We start from the raw sequence: 20,531 nt of genomic DNA on the forward strand, positions 1-20,531 counted from the left end.
TCAGCTATCAGCTATCAGCTATCAGCTATCAGCTATCAGCTATCAGCTATCAGCTATCAGCTATCAGCTATCAGCTAAAGATTAATCAAGGTTGTTGAGCTGTCAATTTTGTTGGGTTTCGCTACGCTCTACCCAACCTACAAAGCGCATCATCTGCAAGTGTAGGAGTGCTAGCAAGGCAATGAGTTTACTTATGCCAAGGAGCATACGTGTTTTGTATGTGACTTAGGCTAAATAAACTCATTAACGCAGCTAAAGCGAACTACACGAAGCAGATTACATTTGCTCCATTACTTCGATACCTAAAAGATCCAATCCTGACTTCAGCGTCTTCGCTACCAAATTACACAGTACTAAACGGCTGTCACGAACACTTGGCTCTACGCCTTCTTTAAGAACTGGGCATGCTTCGTAGAACGTCATGTATAGGCTTGCTAGTTCGTATAGGTATCCACATAATACGTGCGGTGTCGCTTCGCTGATCATTAGATCAAGCACTTCTTCTAACTGTAGAAGTTTAAGTGCCAGTGCTTTTTCTTGTGGCTCGTTGATTGCAACGTCAGCTGTTAATGAGGCAGCATCGATACCTGATTTACGGAAAATACTGCGAACACGCGTGTATGCATATTGTAAGTAAGGGGCTGTTGCACCTTCAAAGCTCAGCATAGTGTCCCAGTTGAAGATATAGTCGCTAGTACGGTGCTTAGACAGATCCGCATATTTCACTGCGCCAATACCCACTTTACGGGCAATTTCGCTACGCTCTTCGTCGCTTAAATCTGACTCACGCTCAGCAAGTTTAGCTGCTGCACGAGTGATTGACTCTTCCAGTAAGTCTGCAAGTTTAACAGTACCGCCAGTACGAGTTTTGAATGGCTTGCCGTCTTCACCCATCATGGTGCCGAATGGGCAGAATTCATAACTTGTTTCATCACGTAATAAACCCGCTTTACGTGCTGTTAGCTCAACTTGATTGAAGTGTAAGCTTTGACGTGCATCTACAAAGATTAAGATGCGATCAGCACCGAGTTTATTTGAGCGGTAATCACAAGCCGCTAAGTCGGTTGTTGCATATAAAAAGCCACCACCTGATTTCTGTACGATAAATACTGAAGGCTCACCGTCTTTGTTAGCAAGCTCATCTAAGAACACCACTTGTGCGCCATCAGATTCAACAGCAATGTTTTTGTCTTTTAATAGCGCGATGATGTTTGCAAGTTCGCTGTTGTAAGCACTTTCTGCCATGATGTCATCTTGCGTAAGCGTTACGTTTAGGCGTTTGTAAACTTCTTCAGAGTGCTTTACAGAAGTGGCAATGAATAACTTCCAAAGTTTTTCACAGTGTGCATCGCCGCTTTGCAATTTAACCACGTAGTTACGCGCTTTATCGGCAAAGCCTTCTTCATCATCAAAGCGTTTTTTCGCATCACGATAGAAGGTTTCTAAATCCGCAAGTGCAACTGATTCTAAATCAACACCTTGGTTGATTTGATCTTCTAAGTGCGCGATTAACATACCAAACTGAGTACCCCAGTCACCCATGTGGTTTTGACGAACAACTTCATCACCACGGAACTCAAGGGCACGAACAACCGCATCACCAATGATAGTTGAACGTAAGTGACCTACGTGCATTTCTTTGGCAAGGTTAGGTGATGAATAATCAACAACCACTTTTTGCGCTTTTGCATGTGGCGCAACAGCCAGCTTTTCGTCTTCATTTGCTGCTTTTAAGCTAGCTGATAAAAACTCAGGCTTTAAGTGAATGTTGATAAAACCAGGGCCTGCAATTTCTGTTTTTTCTGCGATATCAGCAAGGTCTAGGTTATCGATAATTTTTTGTGCTAGTTCACGCGGGTTTGATTTTAATTTTTTAGCCGCGCCCATTGCGCCATTGATTTGGTAATCACCAAACTGCGGGCGTGTACTTTGTGTAACCGCTGGATTTGTGTCTTCTGGTAATCCAGCTGCAACCATAGCTGCAATTGCTTTTTCGATTAAAAGAGTACGAATATTCATTGTAATTTTTACCTTTATGGCCCGCAGTACGGGCACTTAAATTTGATGCAAGCTTAGTGTATTAGTTTTCGCGTGTATGATTAAACTTGATGTCTGGATAGCGTTCCATCGATAAGTTCAAGTTAACACGGCTTGGCGCTATATAAGTAAGGTTATCACCGCCATCTAATGCTAAGTTGCTCTCGCACTTACGCTTAAATTCTTCAAACTTTTTAACATCGTCAGAGCTTACCCAACGAGCAGTGTTTACGCTGACACCTTCGTAAATGGCGTCAACGTTGTACTCTGCTTTTAAGCGCGCAACAACCACATCAAACTGTAGTACACCGACCGCGCCAACGATAAGGTCGTTGTTAATAAGTGGTCTAAATACTTGCACAGCACCTTCTTCAGATAGCTGAACTAAGCCTTTTAATAATTGCTTTTGCTTAAGTGGATCTTTTAAGCGAATACGACGGAATAATTCTGGTGCGAAGTTAGGAATACCACCAAACTTCATTTTCTCACCTTGTGTGAAGGTGTCACCAATTTGAATCGTGCCGTGGTTGTGTAAACCTATGATGTCACCGGCGTAAGCATCTTGCGCTCGCTCACGGTCACCGGCCATAAAGGTTACCGCATCAGAGATACTCACTTGTTTACCAATACGCACGTGGCTCATCTTCATACCTTGGCTATATTTGCCTGATACAATTCGCATAAAGGCAATACGGTCACGGTGTTTAGGATCCATGTTCGCTTGGATTTTAAATACGAAGCCAGAGAAGTTCTCTTCGGTTGCAACAACTTGGCGGTCTTCTGTTTCGCGTGGTAGTGGTGCAGGCGCCCATTCTGTTAAGCCATCAAGTACATGGTCAACACCAAAGTTACCTAATGCCGTACCAAAATACACAGGTGATAGCTCGCCCGCTAAAAACAGATCTAAATCAAATTCATGTGATGCACCGACAACTAGCTCAAGCTCTTCACGAAGCTGCTCTGCCAGTTCGCTACCAATAGCTTGATCAAGCTCAGGATTATCGAGTCCTTTGATTGTTCGAACTTCTTGAATAGTGTGGCCTTGGCCTGTGCTATACAAAATCGTTTCTTCACGGTGAATGTGATACACACCTTTAAACTCTTTACCGCAACCAATCGGCCATGTGATAGGTGCACAGGCGATATTAAGCTCGGTTTCAACTTCGTCTAATAACTCCATTGGGTCACGAATATCACGGTCACACTTATTCATGAAAGTTACGATAGGTGTAGTACGTAAGCGTGTTACTTCCATTAATTTACGAGTACGATCCTCAACACCTTTCGCAGCGTCGATTACCATTAGACAAGAGTCAACCGCTGTCAATGTACGGTAGGTATCTTCAGAGAAGTCTTCGTGTCCTGGAGTATCAAGTAAGTTAACCAGACGCTCATTGTAAGGAAATTGCATAACTGACGTAGTAACCGAGATACCACGTTCTTTTTCCATTTCCATCCAGTCTGATTTTGCGTGCTGGTTTGAGCCACGACCTTTTACGGTACCCGCTTTTTGAATCGCTTGTCCGAATAACAGAACTTTTTCTGTAATGGTGGTTTTACCCGCATCCGGGTGCGAGATGATAGCAAAGGTCCTTCGCTTATTGATTTCATTAAGAAAATCTTGGTTTGCCATGTATAAATTCTTTTAGTTTGTACACGGATTTGTACACACTTTTGGAAGTACTCTCTTTTCAGTTCTTCGCTTGTCAAATCCGTCGTGTTAATCGTAATTGGCCGCTATTTTCGCTGATCTTGACTTTATAAACAATCAATGGTTATCTAATCGGTTACCATTTACTCTCAGCGTGCGCCAATGCTCAGTTGTAGCTGTTTGCAATCGTTGCTTCTTCAGCTCATGAACAACTGTGGCTAAACCACAAACTCCTTCGCTACCAAAAATCGATGATAGCTTGTCGTACTACACCAATGATGGTGCAGTTGCCGTTGATCGGTATTGCAGGGTATTGGGGGTTCAAAGGTTTTAGGTACTTCTGTTCACCGTCAATGACCAACTGCTTAAAGGTTGCTTCTTTCGAATCATCCAAACGCGCAACAACCAATGAACCTGAAGAGTAAGGTAACTCAGGATCAACAACTATCACTGCCCCCTCAGGTATGGATTTTTTCCCGCTTGGATTTTCCATACTGTCGCCTTTTACGCGAAGTGCGAAACAACCCTCATGTGCTTTCCCAGTGACTTCACGCCACTCTTCAGCATCTTCATGGGCAAATCCCTCCGCTATTTCAGTCCAATCACCAGCCTGAACCCAGTTAATGAGAGGAATTCTTCCCTTAATGTCAGGCCCAACTTCTACATTACCGACCCCCAAGCCAATCTCGCCATCACCTGTGGCGAGCCAATGAGCATTCACGCGAAGCGCCTCCGCGATCTGCATGGTGTAACGAGACCTAGCCGATTTACCAGAGCAAATCTGGCTGATCGACTGCTGTTTGATACCAATGCGACGAGCCAACTCAGACTGAGTCACCCCAGTAAGCTGCAAGGCATGGTTTAGTCGTTCGGATAAAGTTTTCATAAGCCCGTATTCTACAAATAAAACTGTAGCCTTTCAACAATTTTAACTGTTGACTAATCTACAGTTTAAACTGTAACATTCGATCTTGTAACAGTTATTATTGTAACAGGAGACGGTATGGAAGTGTTCAACACGACACAAAAACATCTCCGCCGTGCCATTGACTTGGTCGGCGGGCAATCAGCATTAGCACGAGCCATCAACTCAAAACAACAAAACGTCTGGTTTTGGTTGAATAAATCAGGGCGTGTTCCCGCTGAATTCGTATTACCCATCGAACAAGCTACGCAAGGACAGGTAACCCGATCCCAATTAAGACCGGACATCTATCCCGAATGCCCAAGCGAGCTGAAAGCCAGTAACCAGTAGGATTAAGGGCAAGTAATGGTCAGCATTTTACGTAAACACAAAAGCGAGTTCCTCCATGCGTGATTATGGCAAGGTCTATACCCGCTTTTGGCTAAAGCAAAACGTTTTGTCCTGGAGTGACTCAGCGAAGTTGCTAGGACTGTATTTGCTTACATGCCCACATTGTAATTTGCTTGGCTGCTTTCGATTGCCGATTGGTTACGTTGCTTCTGACTTGAATTGGGAAGAGCAACAGGTTGCCAAGGCTCTAAATGAGTTAGAACAAGATCAGTTCCTCATTCGTTGCGAGGAATCCGGTTGGACTTTGATTCGGAGCTTTCTGAAGCACAACCCAATCGAAAACCCGAACCAAGGTAAAGCAGCCTTTCGGTTGCTTAAAGATGTACCTGCCGACTTCATTGGTATGGCATCGCTTTTGAAATCTCTTGCCGCTTTTCAAGCTCGGCTACCAGAAGAATATTCATCATTGTTTATGCCTGATGGCAACCCGGTAAGGGACTCTCAACGGTCGGATGACTCTGAGAGAAGCAATAAGCCAACAGTTAAAACTGTTGACCACATACAGTTTGAAGACTTCTGGGATGTACAAATACGCAAAGAAAAAAAAGCGAAAGCCAAAGAAGAATGGCTACGCATGGGCCTCAATGAAGACCATGAACTCGCCTTGGAAGTGCTAACACGCTGGAAAGAGCAACGAGACAACCGATTGCAGTATCAAGATCGGACTAAGACCCCTATGCCACATAACTGGCTTTTAAACCGGCAATGGGAAGACGAGTACGTTCGCATTGATGAAGCACAGCAATCATCGACGAGCCTAAAGGGCAGCAATCACCAGTTGAACATTGAAGAAAGCAATCGCCGCATTGCTGAAAGCTGGGCCGGACCAGGTATTCGGGAGGTTCGTTCAAGTGCAGGAGGTTGATAAACGCGAGTTTGCTGAAGTTTGGGGAGCTGCTTGGGCCATGTATGGCAAAAGCGTATCACCACAATTGCTATCCATCGCATTTGAAGCCCTTCGTGCTTATAGCATTGAAGAAGTGCGAATCGGTCTGACTCGGCATATTCAATCACCGGATACTGGGCAATTTTTTCCAAAGCCCGCTGACGTCATCAAGCATATCGATGGCAACTCGGGTTCAAGAGCCATGGTTGCTTGGAACAAAGTTGACAAGGCTGTTCGTCAGGTTGGCGCTTGGACATCCGTGATGTTTGACGATGCGCTTATTCACCGCGTTATTTCAGACATGGGGGGATGGGTTGAACTCTGCAAGGTAGATGACAGGGAATACCCCTTTAAACAAAAAGAGTTTTTAACACGCTACCAGGCTTACTTGTTGCGGGACGAAGTGGGTGAATACCCAAGGCTATTACAAGGTATTGCAGACCATCAGAACCAGCAAAAAGGATTTGATATGCAAGCGCCTGTTGCCGTAGGCGACTGGTCAAAAGCGGCACAAGTTTATACGAGAGGCATCGCCGACTTTAGCGCAGTGCCATTAAAAAGAATAAGCCCGAAAGCCATTCAGGCGCTTCTCGGAAATCAATTAGAGGACAAAAATGAAAACGATTAAAGCAAAAACCATTGCCCTAGTGATAGCCATGTCCGCAAGCACTTCAGTCTATGCGTTTCCGGGCTATCAGTGGGAAAAAGCAGCACAAAGCGTTGGTATTGATCCTGTCATGCTCTACGCCGTTGCCTTGGCTGAGTCCGCCTCACATCGTGGTCTCAACATGACCAGTCCATGGCCATACGCAATTCGCAATGGTTCAAATGCAACCTACGCCAAATCTAAGACAGAAGCTGAGCAACTGTTAAACCAGGCACTGCAAGAGAGTGAAAAATACCAGCTCGATATTGGCCTAATGCAAATCAATTTGCATTGGCACGGACATCGGGTGAGCTCAGCGGCAGAACTGCTAGACCCCATCACCAACCTTACCGTCGGCTCCAGTATTTTGGCCGAAGCAATCAAATCTTCACCAAACGATTTAGAGCTTGGCATAGGCCGCTATCACAGTTGGAACGAAGAGCGTGCACGCTGGTATGGGCAAAGAGTGCTTTCTATCTATCGCAATATTTTACATGAACTGGAGGTCCGTCAATGACAACCAATCAACAAGACTTCTATCAATTAAATTTGGCGTACCTGCACGCAGCACGAGAATTAGCGCGAATTGATCCGCAAGAGGCCGTCTTGCGCTTTGGACTTACACGCGACGTGGTTGATGCTTTGATTAATGCTGGTGTTGATGACCTGCAACGAGTGGCGACCTCATCATTCATGCTGTTTCAACCAAGGGGTAACCAAAGCCAACTGATTGAGATGGTGAAGAGCAAAGGCACAGGTATCCCAAGAATCGCTTATTTATTATCAACCCTAAACAACAAGGGGGATGCATGATTGATAACCTGTCCAAAAGTGAGCTATTTACCCGAGCCTCGCTGCTTATTAAATACGGATTTCGAACAACCATTATCGCGCTCGATACAGGTTTGCCAATCCACATTATCAGAAGGCTCCATAAAGAAGTGACTGGCAAGTCACCTTGTCCTGGTCAATTGCCAGAATCTGATGCCATCGTCAAAAGCAGAAGAGCATTAGTTGAAGGCTCCCTGCTTATGGCGCTTTATGTCAACATTGGTGGTGATAATGTCTACAAGCAATTAAATATCGATGCTTTGATGAAGGCTTACGATGCGTATTTGGTTGCAAGAGAAGAAGCAGATCTTCCAGCTGAGATCCCCTGGAAAAAACTGACCATCAATGAAGGTTGGGTTCTAGCTCGTGATTTAAGATCACAGCTTGCATCCTTACACCGGTGTCGATGCGGCAGTCTGTATTTGACGGTATCACAACAGCGCATTCAGCTTAAATGCCCTGTGTGTGAGATTATGGCCGAGCAAACCACTAGAGCACTTTTTGAGAACTAACATGCTGATGCATGATTTGATTGTGCACCGTCTGTGCACTTTGAGAGTACTAAGAAGATGACAAACTTACTTAAATCTTTACCAGCACGCTGCTGGTTTATATCACTGGGGCTTTTTCTGGCGACTTTGGCAGCGGCTCATTTTTTTCCATCAGAAATATTTACGGCATCTGCCAAGTTAGCGGCTTTGCCATTTCTGATTTGCACCATCGTTTTTTTCAGCTACTTGGGATTCAAAGCAACTGCTAGTCCTATCGGCCTTATAACCATCACCACTATGTGTTTAGCAATCGCATATTGGCAAGCGAGTTGGGCAATTTTATGTGTCGGTTTAGCTTTCTTAGGCTTAAGCGGACTAATCCATTTATTTCAAAGACAACTGAAAGATACCGGTCGAGAACTAAGCCTGAGCGAAAAAAAATATTGGTACTGGGTAAACGAATTTGCAGACGGTCGCTCATCTATCCTCCCCAAAAGGCCAAAAAAATAGCCAGCCCATCACAAGCTGGCTACCTTCTGTTTTTAGTTCCTTCCTGAAGCCTGGTTATAGGCCCTAATATCGATCAAGTTGTTCTGAGCATAATCTCCAGCGAGGGATGCATTTGAGATCACTGCAATCTGCTTATCCACAAATGCTTTATCTTCTTCGGACACACTGTCGGGGATGTAAGCACCGCTCTCATCTTTTTGACGATACTCATTTAGCATTTGCTCCCTTAGACCAAGCATTTCAGGCGACCAACTCGATGAGTCTTCAGAGTTGAAAACGCGCCCCGCCAACCCTTCATTGAAAGCTTGAGCGAACACTTGACTTTGAATCGGGGTCAATCCCATTCTCTGCCCTTCGCTGTATGCTTCCTGTTTAAAATCATCGGCATACTGTTCTAAGAACTCACCATATCGATTGTTAACTGCCGCACCGAATGCCCCAGCCAACATGGCTTCAGACTTAGTACCCCAGTTTACTTCGGAGGCATACTGCGAACTCGATCCACTGTATGCATCATTAAACGCCGTCAATGGGTTTTCCAAAGAGGTTCCGGCGTCAACGGCTGCTTTTAAGCCATCCCAGGTTGATTTACTGGCCACCGTTGCATTGTGCAAGAAACCTCGTGAGCTAGGGTCTTCAAGTGCTTGCTCCTTGTAACTCTCATAGTCTTCGCCAAAGTGATTCAAGGTATGCAGTGCTGCATCAGTATGCTTGCCACTGAAGTCACCAATAGCACTGGCGCTGTTGAAGAACATTTCAGCACCAGAAACTCCGCTATCATCAGCCATAATGCGAGATCGCCACTGAGAGCCAGCTTCACTGTTTAGTCCAGATTGATAGGTACTTGTGTCAGAAACTACGGCCTGTTGTGCTTGTTGTTGATGCGCATTTAGTTGTCCATCAACACCAGACAAATTAGTTTGGTAAGCCGATTGAGCTGCGTTGAACTGCGTTTGAACAGTTGCAGCATCCTCGTAGCCGCCCAATACACCCGATTCCACTTGGCTTTGAGTGCCACCAAAAGTAGGTGCAGTTGATGACAAGCCTTCATTAGAGCGTGGCTGAATAGATCGTAAATCGGCTCCGGTAGCCATGGCCATAACAGTCATTGCTGCTTGATAGTCATTGTCTCGTTCAGCGGGCGTCGAGGAGTTGCTATAGGTTAAAGACTCCATAGCTGCGGCCACATACGCCTGATTATCATCAGGTAGCAAGCGCTGATACATTGGAAGGTTTTCACGTAATCGGTTACCTGCTTCAACATGCTGGTTCATATAGCGACCTAAATAATCCATGACTTCAGGATTATCCGCTGCTAATCGAGTTAACGTCGCACCATCCGTGTTCCTTTGTCCTGATAGACTGTAGCTGGCCTGATCAAGCTCACTAAAGCGGTTTGATGCCGTGATAACGTCTTGTGCTGAACTCTGAAGTGACTGATAGTCTTGATTAGACAACGACATCTCAACGCCAGAGCGTCTTGAATCTGAAAGGTCTTTAACCATTGCATCGCGATACTCAGCACGTCGTGAATCACTTGATGCCAAGCTTTGCATCTCCCCAGTGAGCGTATTTGCGGTCGTTGACCGAGAACTGCCCTCTGATGACTCAACTTGGCCACTAAAGTTACCACCTAAATCCAAGCCTGCTCGTAACCGTGATATTTTTGGCACTCTTGATGATTCAGGCTTATCCACTCCTGGTAGGTTGCCTTGTGGGGAGTCATTCCCCCCTGTACCAAGTAATCTTCCCAAGAACCCTTTATCTGCTACTTCTTTATCACCGGTATTTGTAATGGTTCCATCTCCACCGACCCTAAGGCCTCCCGATAACACGCCCGATACCAAGCCACGTACAGCGTCTTTTTTATCGTCTCCGAAACCATACCGTGTTTGCAGGTCATCAGTAACCTGATTAACAACGGCGCTAGATGCGGAATTAGAAGAACCGATCTGACGTCCAACCGAAGAAAGGTTGTCGTAACTTAGCTTTTCACCAAAAGTTCGACTCATGGTATTGCCAACTTGACGGCTAAAGGCTTGAGTTGCCTGAGTCATGGATTCTTTTGCAGAACCGACCATTGAACCCACCGCATTTCCGACAGAGAAACTGCTTAGTAAGTTTGACGCACCGGTCATTGCAGAACCTGTGAGGGCTGAATTTTGGAACATTGACTGTGATTGCATCACCGGGGCATTTTTCGCGACATCTGGACTTGCCATCTTTTCATCAATGGCATCACCGTTTTGAAGACGTCCAGCCAAGTGGGTAGCGGTTATTGCTGAGCCATACACGAGCATGAGCGAAATCGCCGGAACACTCGACGCCAACATGCCGCCAGTAGCTATCCAGGTTTGCAGCACTGAATCCATCTGCATCATCCCAGCAAAAGATGGCACTTCTGTACCTGCAAAGGCATCAAGAGCCGACATTTTCCCAGCAACGGTTAAATGGATATATAGGTTAATGATGGCCATGACAGGCATCCAAAGTTGAATCCAAAGCAGGATTAACAAGTACTTCCCGGCCATTCGCATCCCGATTTGGCCAAGGGCAATCACAAAGGCCATCAATGGGGTGATGGCGTAAATGAAACCCTCAAAAAACGTCATCATCGGACGAACGATACTTTGGAACAGGGTCTGCTCCGCCGCCCATTGTGTATTGCGCTGCTCAATCGCTTGGTTAACCATGACGGCTGCGGTGAAAGCTTGATCATCCATATACTTGCCCGTCACGCTTTGCTCATAAATAGGCAAAAGCACCGACGCGGTCATGTACTCTTGGGTGTTTACTGAAGCCAAACCAAGGTTATTCAGTGCATTTCGGATCACGTCATCAGTGTCCGTTGCAGACGAAGTCCCCAATGAGGCTGACAGAACCTGTTTAAGCCTTGGAATGAAGGTTGATTCTGTCATGAGTTTCAGCTGGCTATAGGCATCGGTGCAGTCCAAATCGCTACTGCTACCACTGAGCATGATGCGCGTGCCATAAATGCGCGAGTCAAACCTAATCGCTGTCATCGGGTTAGGATCACTCAGCACCTGATCGAGGTTCTTTTGGCCGATGTCGATACCAATCAAGGTGCACTCTTTGATGTAGTTAAACCACGATTGTTCGATATCTGAGCCACCGACACGATTTGCATCACCCAACCCCGAGCGATCCATCACCTGTTTTCTCACTTTAATCAGTGACTGTAAACTGGATGCAAAGCCGTATTCCGTCATGGCGGGAGTTGAGAACGCCGTTTCAAACAATCGCGTGATTTGAAAGCCAACAGTCGAAATCGTACTGCCTGCGGCAGCAACACCGATGGGCACATTATCAACCACTCGAACTTGTCCCGTGTACGCATCCTCAATGCTCACTCGGGTACTGGGCCCAAACATGGTTGCAAAGACTAGCCATGAGACTAAAACGTGTTGAAAGTTAATCCCACGACCACCTTGCATTAAGGCCTGAACAGAGACCATCAATACCCCAATGAGCAAGCCAATGCGAACCATTGAAGTAAAGTCGCCTGTACCAGTGATCATCGCGACAGCGTTCAAGACCTGCTCTAAAAAAGCCGAATCCCCGATGGAATAGATTTCCCACATGACCTATTCCCCCAGCGCCGTAGATTTAACGGTGTAATAACGCTGTTTGCGAATGGTCTGAATCACCTGGTTAAAATGCGCCAGCAATTCTTGCTCTGAACCGTATCTTCGCTGTAACGCGGCGTATTCCTCGTTGATTTGGCGACGTGCACGTTCAAGGTCTTCAGTTAATAACTTCGCATAGGCATGATCTTCTACACCAGAGGTGCTTCTAGCTGCATTGAGCATGTCTTCAACCAATGCTCGGGCCATCTCAACAGCAATAAATGGTGCTGCTCGTGAAGCAAACGACCTAGCGGCACCTTCATTTAATGCAGAAAGTGTTCGAATCATGCCGCCAATGCTCGCGGGAGCCGAGGTCATAAAAGCCTTTTCGGTGGTGCTAGCAGCCCCTGTATTTCGAGCAAATTTAAAAATAATGCCGTTACTGGAACCTGTACCAAGAAGTAAATTTTCTACTTGGGTTGATAACCCGGTAAGGGTCACGTTAGTGATTGTCGGGTTCAAACAACCGTCTTGCGTCACTGTGTCACATCGGTACATAGCGACGTTACCGCCATGAATTAGATGCTCAATAGTCACTTTATTGCCATTCAGCCTGGTCAGTTTTGGGGCTTTACCTTGGCCATCAGCGGCATTCGCTAAATCACCAACGATAATCGAACCAGTCACCGACATAACCGCTTCAAGAAAACGGTCATCCCCCGATGCAAACCAGCTTGATGCCGAATGACGTTTCAGTGCTCGCCAAACCAAATTACCTTTAATCGTTCTGTTTACATCAGATGCCGCGACACTCGAAGCGTTCTCATATGGGTTCTTACCATTGGACTCACTCCAACTGGTAAAAACGTCTCCAGCCCCTTTAAGTGAGCTCAACATGCTGGCTTCTGTTTGCCCCTTTTTACCAAAAGCAGCCAGAGTATCGTTCACGACTCCCTGAGCCATTTGACAGGAATTGCCAAAATACTCGTTCAACTGCTGGATTTTCTTTTGCAGTGTCTCCATGTGCTGGGAGCATTTCTCACACATAGCACTGAGCGCCAATTGGAATGCGTACCCCTTGGCGTTTGCAGCAACAGAGCGAAGTAATTGAACAAACTGATCCGCGTTAACAAATGACAAACTTCCCGCGAACATATCAATGCCACCACAACCGGCTTGGAATGACGGAGGCACCATAGAGACGAGGTTCTCGTTCATGATTCTGTTACGGACAACAACGCTTCCACCAGATATAACGCCACGCCGCTGACTCTCGAATACACCTGGCGCAGTGGTGTTGGTCATTGAACCAAACAACTGGTTCATCTCCTGTTGCAAGCTTGCTTGGCTCATAGATGAAAAACCAATCGCACAGGCGATTAGCGATACTCGGAATACTTTTTTCATCGTTATAACCCTCCTTGTGCACGCAGATAGCGAACAAGGAACTCAGGGTCCTGTAATATCTTTTCGTTAAGCTCTTGGGCTGACATCGCGAGTGACACGCCGGGTTGAACAGGTCTAGTGGCATAGTAAGTTTGATCGTCAATCCAACCGGCTTGATGGGCTGCGAGAATGATTCGATTATTGAGTTCATCAAGGCTCATTGCGCCTTGGCCAATCGGAGTGATGACATTAGGTGGATCAACTAAGAACACGGCAGGGACAGTCGTAACGGACAAGGATTGTGCTTGTCCTGAATCAACTTTGTAATTGGGAAACTCTCCACCGGGTAAAGGCAAGCCATCAACAGCAATAGCAAACACCTCAAAACCGTAGTTCAAAGCCATGGATTCGATGATAGGCGCTTGAGCATGGCAGTAAGGGCAATCCGAACGATAGAAGAAGAACAAGCCAGCTCGTTTTGCTACCTCACCTAAAGCAACATCCCGTTGAGTGCCAGCTTCTCGATCCATCCGATTGGCGGCATAAGTCGCCAAGGGTCTTCGACTGATTTCATCCAAAACAGGATCGCCCATGACCACCTGCTGACTAACATCAGCAAATAGTGAGCCCTTATCCATCATAACGCGCTGGAGATACAGATAGGCTCTGACGTTCTCACTGGTCGGCTCATCAATTGCCTTGTCCATGAACGACTGCATGTGCTCACGAAACCAGGCAGCACTGAAGGGCTTCAGCTCGCTCTGAATCGACTCTGCCGCACCAGATTCCGGCTTAATAAGCTCTTCAGCCTCCGCTGGCTCAGGAATGACCTGATACCAAAACCAGCCTTCCTGACCACGCTGATAGAATTGCCCATCACTAGCATGGGCGGGCAAGATGAATAGAAAGAAAATAATGATTGGGATGGTCACCCATAGGATGAACCAAGGTAACAAAGGGGTTCTCATTGTCAGCTCCAGAAAATTTCACAGAGCTACATGCTAAAGATCCCCATAAGAGCGATTGGCCAGATAGATGAAGGAATCGTGTGTGTTTCTGACTATCTATTAAACACTGTTACTAACGTAAGTACGTTAGCTGATGGCACCATAACAAAGTGCATACCAGAGCTGCCATGACACCAAAACTCTGCCTGTACGAAGTATTTTTTGGCTTTGTTTGAAGCTATATATTCTGGCAATAATGATTTTGCCAATTCTGTGCTACACAATTTGGCGCACAAAGCCTTCCAAGGATGCTTAGGAGCACCGTCTGAAAGCCGCTCCACAAACCGTTCCAGTGCATGACGAGTCACCACGACAGATCCAATGTTCGGAACGTTGATGACCTCATCGATTTCTCTCACTGTAGCATTATCGACGCTGTACTCTTCGAAGGAATGTGAGAGCCAATCGTCCCGCTTCTCTACCGATATCTGTGCTTCTTGGTAACGGGTGAGCAAGAACCTGGTCAGACTGTATAGTGAATGCTGAGTTGAGCGTTGTTTCTGTAACTTTTTGATAGCTCCTTTACTGACCCGGATTTGAAGCCCATTACCGCTTCGGTTACTCCCCATCACCTCTTTCACTGACAATAGGTAGTGAATCGCATAGAGCTCAGCTGCAATTGGCTTTTGCTGCTCAGGTAGCATGTCGTATTGCTCACCTAAATCGACCTTTAGCTCACCACCTCTTCGAAGGCCGGTCTTCCAGTAAACCGTAAACTCACCATCAATCTGCTTTGTTAACAGGGTTAATACCATCATGTTTGTTTCTCCTATTGGTTATCTTTTTTTCATTCTCCATGTTTTTTCAAATATGCAAGGCGCAAAAAAAGGGGCCGAAGCCCCTTGGATCAGATATGAACTTTCGGAAACCCCATGGCACCGTAAACATTCAGCACATCATTCCAATCCCAACTTTTCACGCCGAGTGACGTTGGTATAGGAGGGATCAAGACTTGTGTCAGAATGCCTTTTTGCCAGGCTTTTTTCTTGAGTTCATTCGCTGCATTCAGGCCGGTCTCAGAGAGATCGTGGTCTGCCCAGATGTACAGCATTTTCACATTACTTGGTGGTTCAAACCTAGCCAGTAGCGTTGCATTCACAACCGACCAACATGTTTGCCCCGTTGCTCTGGTTACCGCTAGGGCCGTTTCTATACCTTCAGAAACACCTAGTACTTCACCAGGCTCACCTATCGGAATGGCACCACCTGTGATTGTTCTGTCACTTGGTATCGGCATCATCTTTTTAGGCTTTTCAACCGGCGCTTTGAATCCATCTTCACTTAGGTAGATCCGATGAAACGTGGCCGAACGCCCTTGCTGAGTAACGATTTTACCTAGCAGCGCTGGGTAGCTATCGATAAACAGACCATCTTCATCATGGTAAGGCAAGCTTGGATGAAACCTCAGCACCGAATTCCATTCAGGACGAAGCCGCGTCACAATGCCACGACGATGCAAGTAGTTCCAAACTGGTTGCGCACGAGTATCTGCAAGAGAAAACGTTTCTCCCCAGGTTTGATTCAAGCGATGGATAATCGCTTTGTCCTCGTCCTGCTTTCTAGCCTTCCAATCAACAGCGTTACGCGTTATTGCCCGAGAAGGTGCTTGTATTTGTCCGGGTTGAATACCAAGAACCTGGCCGATTGCTTCAATAGACTGAGCAAAGTTCCACCCATTAATCCAAGACAACAGTTCAAAACCATCATGAAAGATACCGCAGGTGTTACAAACGCCACCTCCGGTATATTCAGCATCTTTGAACAGCCTAAAGCCATCACGACCGCCATGAACAGGGCAAGCCACATGACGGCCTTTTCGAGCAATAGCGGCATCAAGTTCTGGCACCAATGCCGCCAATACCTGAAGCCATTGACCATTAAGATATGGCCTCACTGTTTCAATCTGTAAAGGTATCGCCATATAACCTCCTTAAGTAAAAAGCCGACTCCTACCACAGGTGGTAAAAGTCAGCTTGGGTCCTGCATTGAGCCGTTTGGTTAATGCAGGAACGTTAGTCAAGCTGGATACCATGTCGTCTTAATAGCCACATGATGGAATCACGAAGCACATCAGGATCAACAACCGCAGCTATTGCGCAAACACGAAAGCAAAATGGCGCTATTTCGTCATTCTGAATCCACGACAACACATCCTTTCGCAACCGAGTACTGACACGACCGTCCAGTAATACACGGATCGCATCCAATAGAATGCCTTCGCGTAACTGCCAGATTTCCGTGTCAGACCAAGTGACTGGGGCATCATCAAACTCAAATAGAAATTCGAGCTGTGATGATGTGTGTTGATGGAACTGCTTTTGTGATGTAGGAGAATGGGCAATGCGCCCATTCATCAAAGATAACCGCGTTCGGCAAGCGAAACGCACCCCTCGGATGCGACCACGACATGGTCAAGCGTTCGAATATCAACAAGTGACAAGGCGTCACGGAGTCGATGAGTGATGCGTTTATCAGCTTCACTGGGTTCAGGATCACCCGATGGATGGTTATGAACCAGTATCACTGCTGCCGCATTAAGTTCTAGTGCTCGTTTTGTTACTTCCCTTGGATACACGCTCGCTGCATCTAAAGTGCCTTTGAACAGCTCTTCAAATCGAATGACGCGATGCTTTGTATCAAGAAACAGCACACCAAAAACCTCGTGCTCATACTCGTGCATCAGTGTTTGCAGGTATGAGAACGCCGATGATGGCTGTTCAATTTTGCGACCTTTACTCAATCGACCACGGGCAAGCTTGAGCGCCATATCTAAGATATCTGCTTCAGTCACTTGCTCAGGAACGATGTAAGTACCGGCTTCTTCGCCAGCTAAGAACTTTTTGTTTTTCATAGGAGTCTCCACAAAAAAAAGCGGAGACGAACCCATGCCCTGACGGGGACGGAATCGTCCCCGCAGGGTGGTATAATTGATGTGGTTACTGAATTAACAGTTGTTGTGTTACTTCGAATAACTCACGCTTTAGATCTTTGACGTCATTAATCACAATGCTTTGAGGAAAGAATTTCTCAACACTGCGTGTTTGAATCCCGATCCCCAGCAGTTCAAAGCCACTGCGTCTGCACCGGTCAACAATGTCATGCGTGGCAGCCCAATCATCTGGGTCACCATCCGTTAGCACTATCATTAGCTTTCGCTTCTGTTTTTGCGCTAACAAACTGTTTGCCGCAAACCACATTGCTTGTGCCATAGGCGTACAACCTCGTGGTTTTTGGTCAAAACAGGCGGCCCGATGTCGAACCGATTGCTTGGGCAATAACGCGATAGAAACTTCCTGATGAATACCAGGAAAATAACTGACCGCAGGTACAACACCCGGTATGCCTTCCAGTGCCATGGCCAAAGCCAAAGCGGCTTCATTGGCAACATGAAAGTACTTTCGATTACCTTCGCCAATGGGTTTACCCATTGAACCCGATATATCGACCAGCAAGTGCACAGCAGCATTAGGCGCAATGCGAGGTTGCCTTTGAATAAACAATCTCGACTCACCGGCTTGTGAAGCGGCAAGACGATGGGTTGCAACTCGAAGACCGTGACTTTTGGCATGATTCCGATTGTCCTGACTGGACTGAACCATGCCCCTAAGTCGGGCTCGAATTTGAGCGGACTCAGACGCCGATAAGGTCAAGATGGCCTCATCACCCAACATAGCGTGCTCTGCTTGGGGCAAACTGAGTGGAGTGCCCCCCTGATGTCCTTCAGCTTGTTCCGACAACACTTCTGCCACTTGGGCAAAGGTATCGGGTTCAAACTGAGCGGCACTGGCCTCTAAGGCTTGTCGCAAATTGTCAGCTTGATCAGAGTTATCTGAATCCCCCGTTTCAGCAGCATCCCCCATTGCAGACGAGTCTGCTTCCGGGGTTTGACTGTCACTACTGTTATTGCTGTCATTACTCGCATCTTGTCCAATGTCATTACCGTTATCAGCATCCGACTCATCCTGTGGTGGACGAGATTCTTCTTCCAACATGGCAACGATGGCATCGACAAGTTTTAGCACTTCACCTGTAGACGCTAGGCTAGGCACTGCTGTCAGCATGGCGCTTAACCGGCTCATCGCTGCGGCAGGAAAGAGTTGTCTCACTCTTTCATCGACTGCTTGATACAAAGGCGTCAGCGCTTTCTGGCCCAGAAAATGGCATCTCAAGCGGAACAACAACCATGCTTGCAAATTAGATGCAGGCTCAAGCTGTTCAGGTACACACATTTGCTGTGTGTCCACCATGTACTCAATCACTTGCGAAATACTGCGCCGGGTTCCGGGGTAATCCTTTGCCAATTCGTTTTCAATGCGAACATCCTCAATGATATTGAGAAGTGCCTTTCGGATCGGCTTGGACGACGCCTTCTGCACCATGTCAAAATTGGTATGCCGAATATGCGCCGCTTCATGAGCCAGATAACCCCAAGCTATCTGTTGATAGTGTGGGTCGTCTGGGTTTGCTGTTGGAATCACAATCCGCTCACCATCGGTAAACGCATCTTGTCCTTGAATAAGCACCTTCACACCAAACTTTTCGCCATAAGCGGCGGCAACGATTGGCAGTGCGTTTTTTAATGGATGATTCATGGGAGTCTCCTAATCATTAGGGGGAATACTCCCTCAGCGGGAGCGTTTCCCCGCTGGGAATGTAAGTGTTTAAACCTGTGCTTTTAGCTTATCCAGATCGTATTTTTGACCTAACCAAGCCACCAATTGAGCTGGACTCTCGTGCTGCTCAAATGACGTTTTAAGCTGGTCTAAACTCAGGATGTCATCCAATGTCAGACCGTACTGGTCTTGTAACTGAGTAGACACCTCGTGTTGATATTGCAGCCAGGCCCGCTCAAAAGCGGTTTGCTGCAATGCCATGTTTGGAACAAATACCATGGCCGTTACCCAAGCTCCTTGTGCGTCCGCATCTGCGATCAGCACAGGGTTCTTGGGGATCACGACACTATGTGTTGAGTACGACCGTTGTACTAACGTTCGACAACACGCCACTTCTGGTATCGATTCACTTTCAACAGCATCAGTCACACCACGAAAATGTGCTTCAAACTGGTTCAGTTGGCTGGGGTTATGGATGGTTGATTGCATAATTTCCTCTTACATAGTTCAGAGGACATGCGCCCTTCAGGGCAACATGCCCTCAAGGACGTTAGAAATAAAATGAGTTTGGTACAGCCGAACCAAGGTTTGGTCTGACGGTTGGTTGTGGTATTGCACGTAAGTTATCTGCCTGAGCAGATACTGGCTGTGCGGGTTTAGGTTCAGGTTTGGGCATCAGTTGTCTGATATCCAATTGACCTTCACCGTGCATTCTCATCTTGTCTGGATCAGACAAAATTAAAATGGTCGCCATCAGTTCGTGATAGAGATTGTCTGTCACAGGGCCGGTCTTTGGCAGACGAACAAATAAATTGTCCATCGCTTCAACCATCGGCTGAACTCGATGATCCAGGAATGACAAACCATCCAACTTGTCTCTTAATCGCTTGAGAGGATTAAGGGCTCGCTGGCTGATTTGATTCTTACCTGCAACGGAACGCTCAAACAGTTCATTGGCATCACGAGCCACCTCCCTAAAGAGGGTGTGTCCCATGCCATTGACCTTGTCATCTAAGCCACCAGCTTGTTCAGCCGGTTGCATTCGATAGATGGCATAATCGAACTGAAGCCGTTGTTCCACGTCTTCGATGGGTGACAGCGCACGCCGGATTGCATCTGCAAATTCCGGGTGTTTTGCAACCCAGTCAAACGTCACCTGATCATAGTTGTCCAAGAACAACTGCTTGCACTGCGCAAACTCCTGACCGATCCGGTCAAGCTCTGGAACAATCTGATCAATTCGGTCCTCAGGGACGGCATAGCCACCTAAAAACCGCACACCGACTTGCTCACACAAGCGCTGCGCTTCTTTCTTAAGCCTTTCAAAGTTCGCCAATGCCTCAGGGTCGCAAATTTTTTTACTCCCTAAGCTGGCAACATCCTTCGGTGGAAGTTGGCTGCCATTGGCTAATCTGAAATCTTCAGGCCTTAGTTTTTTTCTACCGCTCCAGATGGAACAGTCGATGTGACAAATCAAGAGTTTGTCGAGGGTTTGAATACTCATAGTGCATCCTCATGTAAGATGGGGACGCACCACTCCCAACAGGAGCAATGGCCCCCGTTTGGGTGGT

20 protein-coding genes are annotated in these 20,531 nt (G+C 46.7%); 7 read left to right on the top strand and 13 right to left on the bottom strand.

The window, feature by feature from the left end; genetic code table 11:
* Window positions 1–276: 276 nt before the first annotated feature.
* From argS to QL229_RS00015, 3 genes are all read right to left on the bottom strand, one after another.
* The gene (gene argS, locus QL229_RS00005; RefSeq protein WP_135925888.1) at window positions 277–2,019 is read right to left on the bottom strand and encodes an arginine--tRNA ligase; all 1,743 of its coding nucleotides are present in this window, start codon (window positions 2,017–2,019) and stop codon (window positions 277–279) included.
* Window positions 2,020–2,080: 61 nt separating this feature from the next.
* The gene (prfC, locus tag QL229_RS00010) at window positions 2,081–3,670 is read right to left on the bottom strand and encodes a peptide chain release factor 3 (protein ID WP_135925889.1); all 1,590 of its coding nucleotides are present in this window, start codon (window positions 3,668–3,670) and stop codon (window positions 2,081–2,083) included.
* Between the two features lie 256 nt (window positions 3,671–3,926).
* Window positions 3,927–4,574, bottom strand: a complete 648-nt coding sequence (locus QL229_RS00015; RefSeq protein WP_000854920.1) for a LexA family transcriptional regulator — start codon at window positions 4,572–4,574, stop codon at window positions 3,927–3,929.
* 117 nt (window positions 4,575–4,691) lie between these two features.
* On the opposite strand from QL229_RS00015, the gene QL229_RS00020 reads away from it, so the two are divergent.
* Genes QL229_RS00020 through eexR form a run of 7 tightly spaced genes read left to right on the top strand, consistent with a single transcriptional unit; the run spans window position 4,692 to window position 8,367 of the window.
* Entirely contained in the window at window positions 4,692–4,943 is a 252-nt protein-coding gene (locus QL229_RS00020; protein ID WP_000451746.1) for a helix-turn-helix domain-containing protein, read from the top strand.
* A 55-nt stretch (window positions 4,944–4,998) separates the two neighbouring features.
* Window positions 4,999–5,868: a hypothetical protein gene (locus QL229_RS00025; protein WP_281546362.1), complete on the top strand. Its 870-nt coding sequence runs from the start codon at window positions 4,999–5,001 to the stop codon at window positions 5,866–5,868.
* Window positions 5,855–6,517, top strand: coding sequence for a DUF6475 domain-containing protein (locus QL229_RS00030; RefSeq protein WP_007105460.1), 663 nt, complete (start codon window positions 5,855–5,857; stop codon window positions 6,515–6,517). Before QL229_RS00025 ends, QL229_RS00030 begins: the two co-directional genes overlap by 14 nt.
* Window positions 6,504–7,052, top strand: a complete 549-nt coding sequence (locus QL229_RS00035) for a lytic transglycosylase domain-containing protein (protein ID WP_025610846.1) — start codon at window positions 6,504–6,506, stop codon at window positions 7,050–7,052. Before QL229_RS00030 ends, QL229_RS00035 begins: the two co-directional genes overlap by 14 nt.
* Window positions 7,049–7,348: a flagellar transcriptional regulator FlhD gene (locus QL229_RS00040; RefSeq protein WP_000210563.1), complete on the top strand. Its 300-nt coding sequence runs from the start codon at window positions 7,049–7,051 to the stop codon at window positions 7,346–7,348. The genes QL229_RS00035 and QL229_RS00040 overlap by 4 nt, the downstream gene beginning before the upstream one ends.
* A complete protein-coding gene (locus QL229_RS00045; RefSeq protein ID WP_000566753.1) occupies window positions 7,345–7,878 on the top strand; it encodes a FlhC family transcriptional regulator in 534 nt (177 codons plus the stop codon). The genes QL229_RS00040 and QL229_RS00045 overlap by 4 nt, the downstream gene beginning before the upstream one ends.
* Window positions 7,879–7,935: 57 nt before the next feature.
* A complete protein-coding gene (eexR, locus tag QL229_RS00050; protein WP_000183214.1) occupies window positions 7,936–8,367 on the top strand; it encodes an entry exclusion protein EexR in 432 nt (143 codons plus the stop codon).
* A gap of 32 nt (window positions 8,368–8,399) precedes the next feature.
* On the opposite strand, the gene QL229_RS00055 is transcribed toward eexR, so the two are convergent.
* The 10 genes from QL229_RS00055 to QL229_RS00100 form a co-directional block, all read right to left on the bottom strand.
* Window positions 8,400–11,969: a conjugal transfer protein TraG N-terminal domain-containing protein gene (locus QL229_RS00055; RefSeq protein WP_281546363.1), complete on the bottom strand. Its 3,570-nt coding sequence runs from the start codon at window positions 11,967–11,969 to the stop codon at window positions 8,400–8,402.
* Between the two features lie 3 nt (window positions 11,970–11,972).
* Window positions 11,973–13,361, bottom strand: a complete 1,389-nt coding sequence (locus tag QL229_RS00060) for a conjugal transfer protein TraH (protein WP_025587948.1) — start codon at window positions 13,359–13,361, stop codon at window positions 11,973–11,975.
* A gap of 2 nt (window positions 13,362–13,363) precedes the next feature.
* A complete protein-coding gene (locus QL229_RS00065) occupies window positions 13,364–14,308 on the bottom strand; it encodes a thioredoxin family protein (protein ID WP_032081044.1) in 945 nt (314 codons plus the stop codon).
* Window positions 14,309–14,400: 92 nt separating this feature from the next.
* Window positions 14,401–15,105: a hypothetical protein gene (locus tag QL229_RS00070; RefSeq protein WP_281546364.1), complete on the bottom strand. Its 705-nt coding sequence runs from the start codon at window positions 15,103–15,105 to the stop codon at window positions 14,401–14,403.
* Between the two features lie 89 nt (window positions 15,106–15,194).
* Complete coding sequence (locus QL229_RS00075) at window positions 15,195–16,268, bottom strand: primase-helicase zinc-binding domain-containing protein (RefSeq protein ID WP_281546365.1); 1,074 nt, start codon at window positions 16,266–16,268, stop codon at window positions 15,195–15,197.
* Window positions 16,269–16,359: 91 nt separating this feature from the next.
* Window positions 16,360–16,701, bottom strand: coding sequence for a plasmid-related protein (locus tag QL229_RS00080; protein ID WP_085285714.1), 342 nt, complete (start codon window positions 16,699–16,701; stop codon window positions 16,360–16,362).
* Complete coding sequence (gene radC, locus QL229_RS00085; RefSeq protein ID WP_000791199.1) at window positions 16,701–17,198, bottom strand: DNA repair protein RadC; 498 nt, start codon at window positions 17,196–17,198, stop codon at window positions 16,701–16,703. Before radC ends, QL229_RS00080 begins: the two co-directional genes overlap by 1 nt.
* Before the next feature lie 85 nt (window positions 17,199–17,283).
* Window positions 17,284–18,939, bottom strand: coding sequence for a VWA domain-containing protein (locus tag QL229_RS00090; RefSeq protein WP_281546366.1), 1,656 nt, complete (start codon window positions 18,937–18,939; stop codon window positions 17,284–17,286).
* A gap of 69 nt (window positions 18,940–19,008) precedes the next feature.
* A complete protein-coding gene (locus tag QL229_RS00095) occupies window positions 19,009–19,449 on the bottom strand; it encodes a hypothetical protein (protein ID WP_024015929.1) in 441 nt (146 codons plus the stop codon).
* Window positions 19,450–19,510: 61 nt separating this feature from the next.
* Window positions 19,511–20,464 carry a DUF3150 domain-containing protein gene (locus tag QL229_RS00100; RefSeq protein WP_281546367.1) on the bottom strand — a complete coding sequence of 318 codons (954 nt, stop codon included), beginning with the start codon at window positions 20,462–20,464 and terminating at the stop codon, window positions 19,511–19,513.
* Between the last annotated feature and the right edge of the window lie 67 nt (window positions 20,465–20,531).

The sequence above is a fragment of the Pseudoalteromonas sp. PAR1 genome, from assembly GCF_947311895.1.
Taxonomy (GTDB): Bacteria; Pseudomonadota; Gammaproteobacteria; order Enterobacterales; family Alteromonadaceae; genus Pseudoalteromonas; species Pseudoalteromonas lipolytica_C.

Bases quoted from the DNA above. Each gene is read 5' to 3' on its own strand.
- argS (WP_135925888.1), bottom strand. From the start codon at position 2,019: ATGAATATTCGTACTCTTTTAATCGAAAAAGCAATTGCAGCTATGGTT.
- prfC (WP_135925889.1), bottom strand. From the start codon at position 3,670: ATGGCAAACCAAGATTTTCTTAATGAAATCAATAAGCGAAGGACCTTT.
- QL229_RS00015 (WP_000854920.1), bottom strand. From the start codon at position 4,574: ATGAAAACTTTATCCGAACGACTAAACCATGCCTTGCAGCTTACTGGG.
- QL229_RS00020 (WP_000451746.1), top strand. From the start codon at position 4,692: ATGGAAGTGTTCAACACGACACAAAAACATCTCCGCCGTGCCATTGAC.
- QL229_RS00025 (WP_281546362.1), top strand. From the start codon at position 4,999: ATGCGTGATTATGGCAAGGTCTATACCCGCTTTTGGCTAAAGCAAAAC.
- QL229_RS00035 (WP_025610846.1), top strand. From the start codon at position 6,504: ATGAAAACGATTAAAGCAAAAACCATTGCCCTAGTGATAGCCATGTCC.
- QL229_RS00040 (WP_000210563.1), top strand. From the start codon at position 7,049: ATGACAACCAATCAACAAGACTTCTATCAATTAAATTTGGCGTACCTG.
- QL229_RS00045 (WP_000566753.1), top strand. From the start codon at position 7,345: ATGATTGATAACCTGTCCAAAAGTGAGCTATTTACCCGAGCCTCGCTG.
- eexR (WP_000183214.1), top strand. From the start codon at position 7,936: ATGACAAACTTACTTAAATCTTTACCAGCACGCTGCTGGTTTATATCA.
- QL229_RS00055 (WP_281546363.1), bottom strand. From the start codon at position 11,969: ATGTGGGAAATCTATTCCATCGGGGATTCGGCTTTTTTAGAGCAGGTC.
- QL229_RS00060 (WP_025587948.1), bottom strand. From the start codon at position 13,361: ATGAAAAAAGTATTCCGAGTATCGCTAATCGCCTGTGCGATTGGTTTT.
- QL229_RS00065 (WP_032081044.1), bottom strand. From the start codon at position 14,308: ATGAGAACCCCTTTGTTACCTTGGTTCATCCTATGGGTGACCATCCCA.
- QL229_RS00070 (WP_281546364.1), bottom strand. From the start codon at position 15,105: ATGATGGTATTAACCCTGTTAACAAAGCAGATTGATGGTGAGTTTACG.
- QL229_RS00075 (WP_281546365.1), bottom strand. From the start codon at position 16,268: ATGGCGATACCTTTACAGATTGAAACAGTGAGGCCATATCTTAATGGT.
- QL229_RS00080 (WP_085285714.1), bottom strand. From the start codon at position 16,701: ATGAATGGGCGCATTGCCCATTCTCCTACATCACAAAAGCAGTTCCAT.
- radC (WP_000791199.1), bottom strand. From the start codon at position 17,198: ATGAAAAACAAAAAGTTCTTAGCTGGCGAAGAAGCCGGTACTTACATC.
- QL229_RS00090 (WP_281546366.1), bottom strand. From the start codon at position 18,939: ATGAATCATCCATTAAAAAACGCACTGCCAATCGTTGCCGCCGCTTAT.
- QL229_RS00095 (WP_024015929.1), bottom strand. From the start codon at position 19,449: ATGCAATCAACCATCCATAACCCCAGCCAACTGAACCAGTTTGAAGCA.
- QL229_RS00100 (WP_281546367.1), bottom strand. From the start codon at position 20,464: ATGAGTATTCAAACCCTCGACAAACTCTTGATTTGTCACATCGACTGT.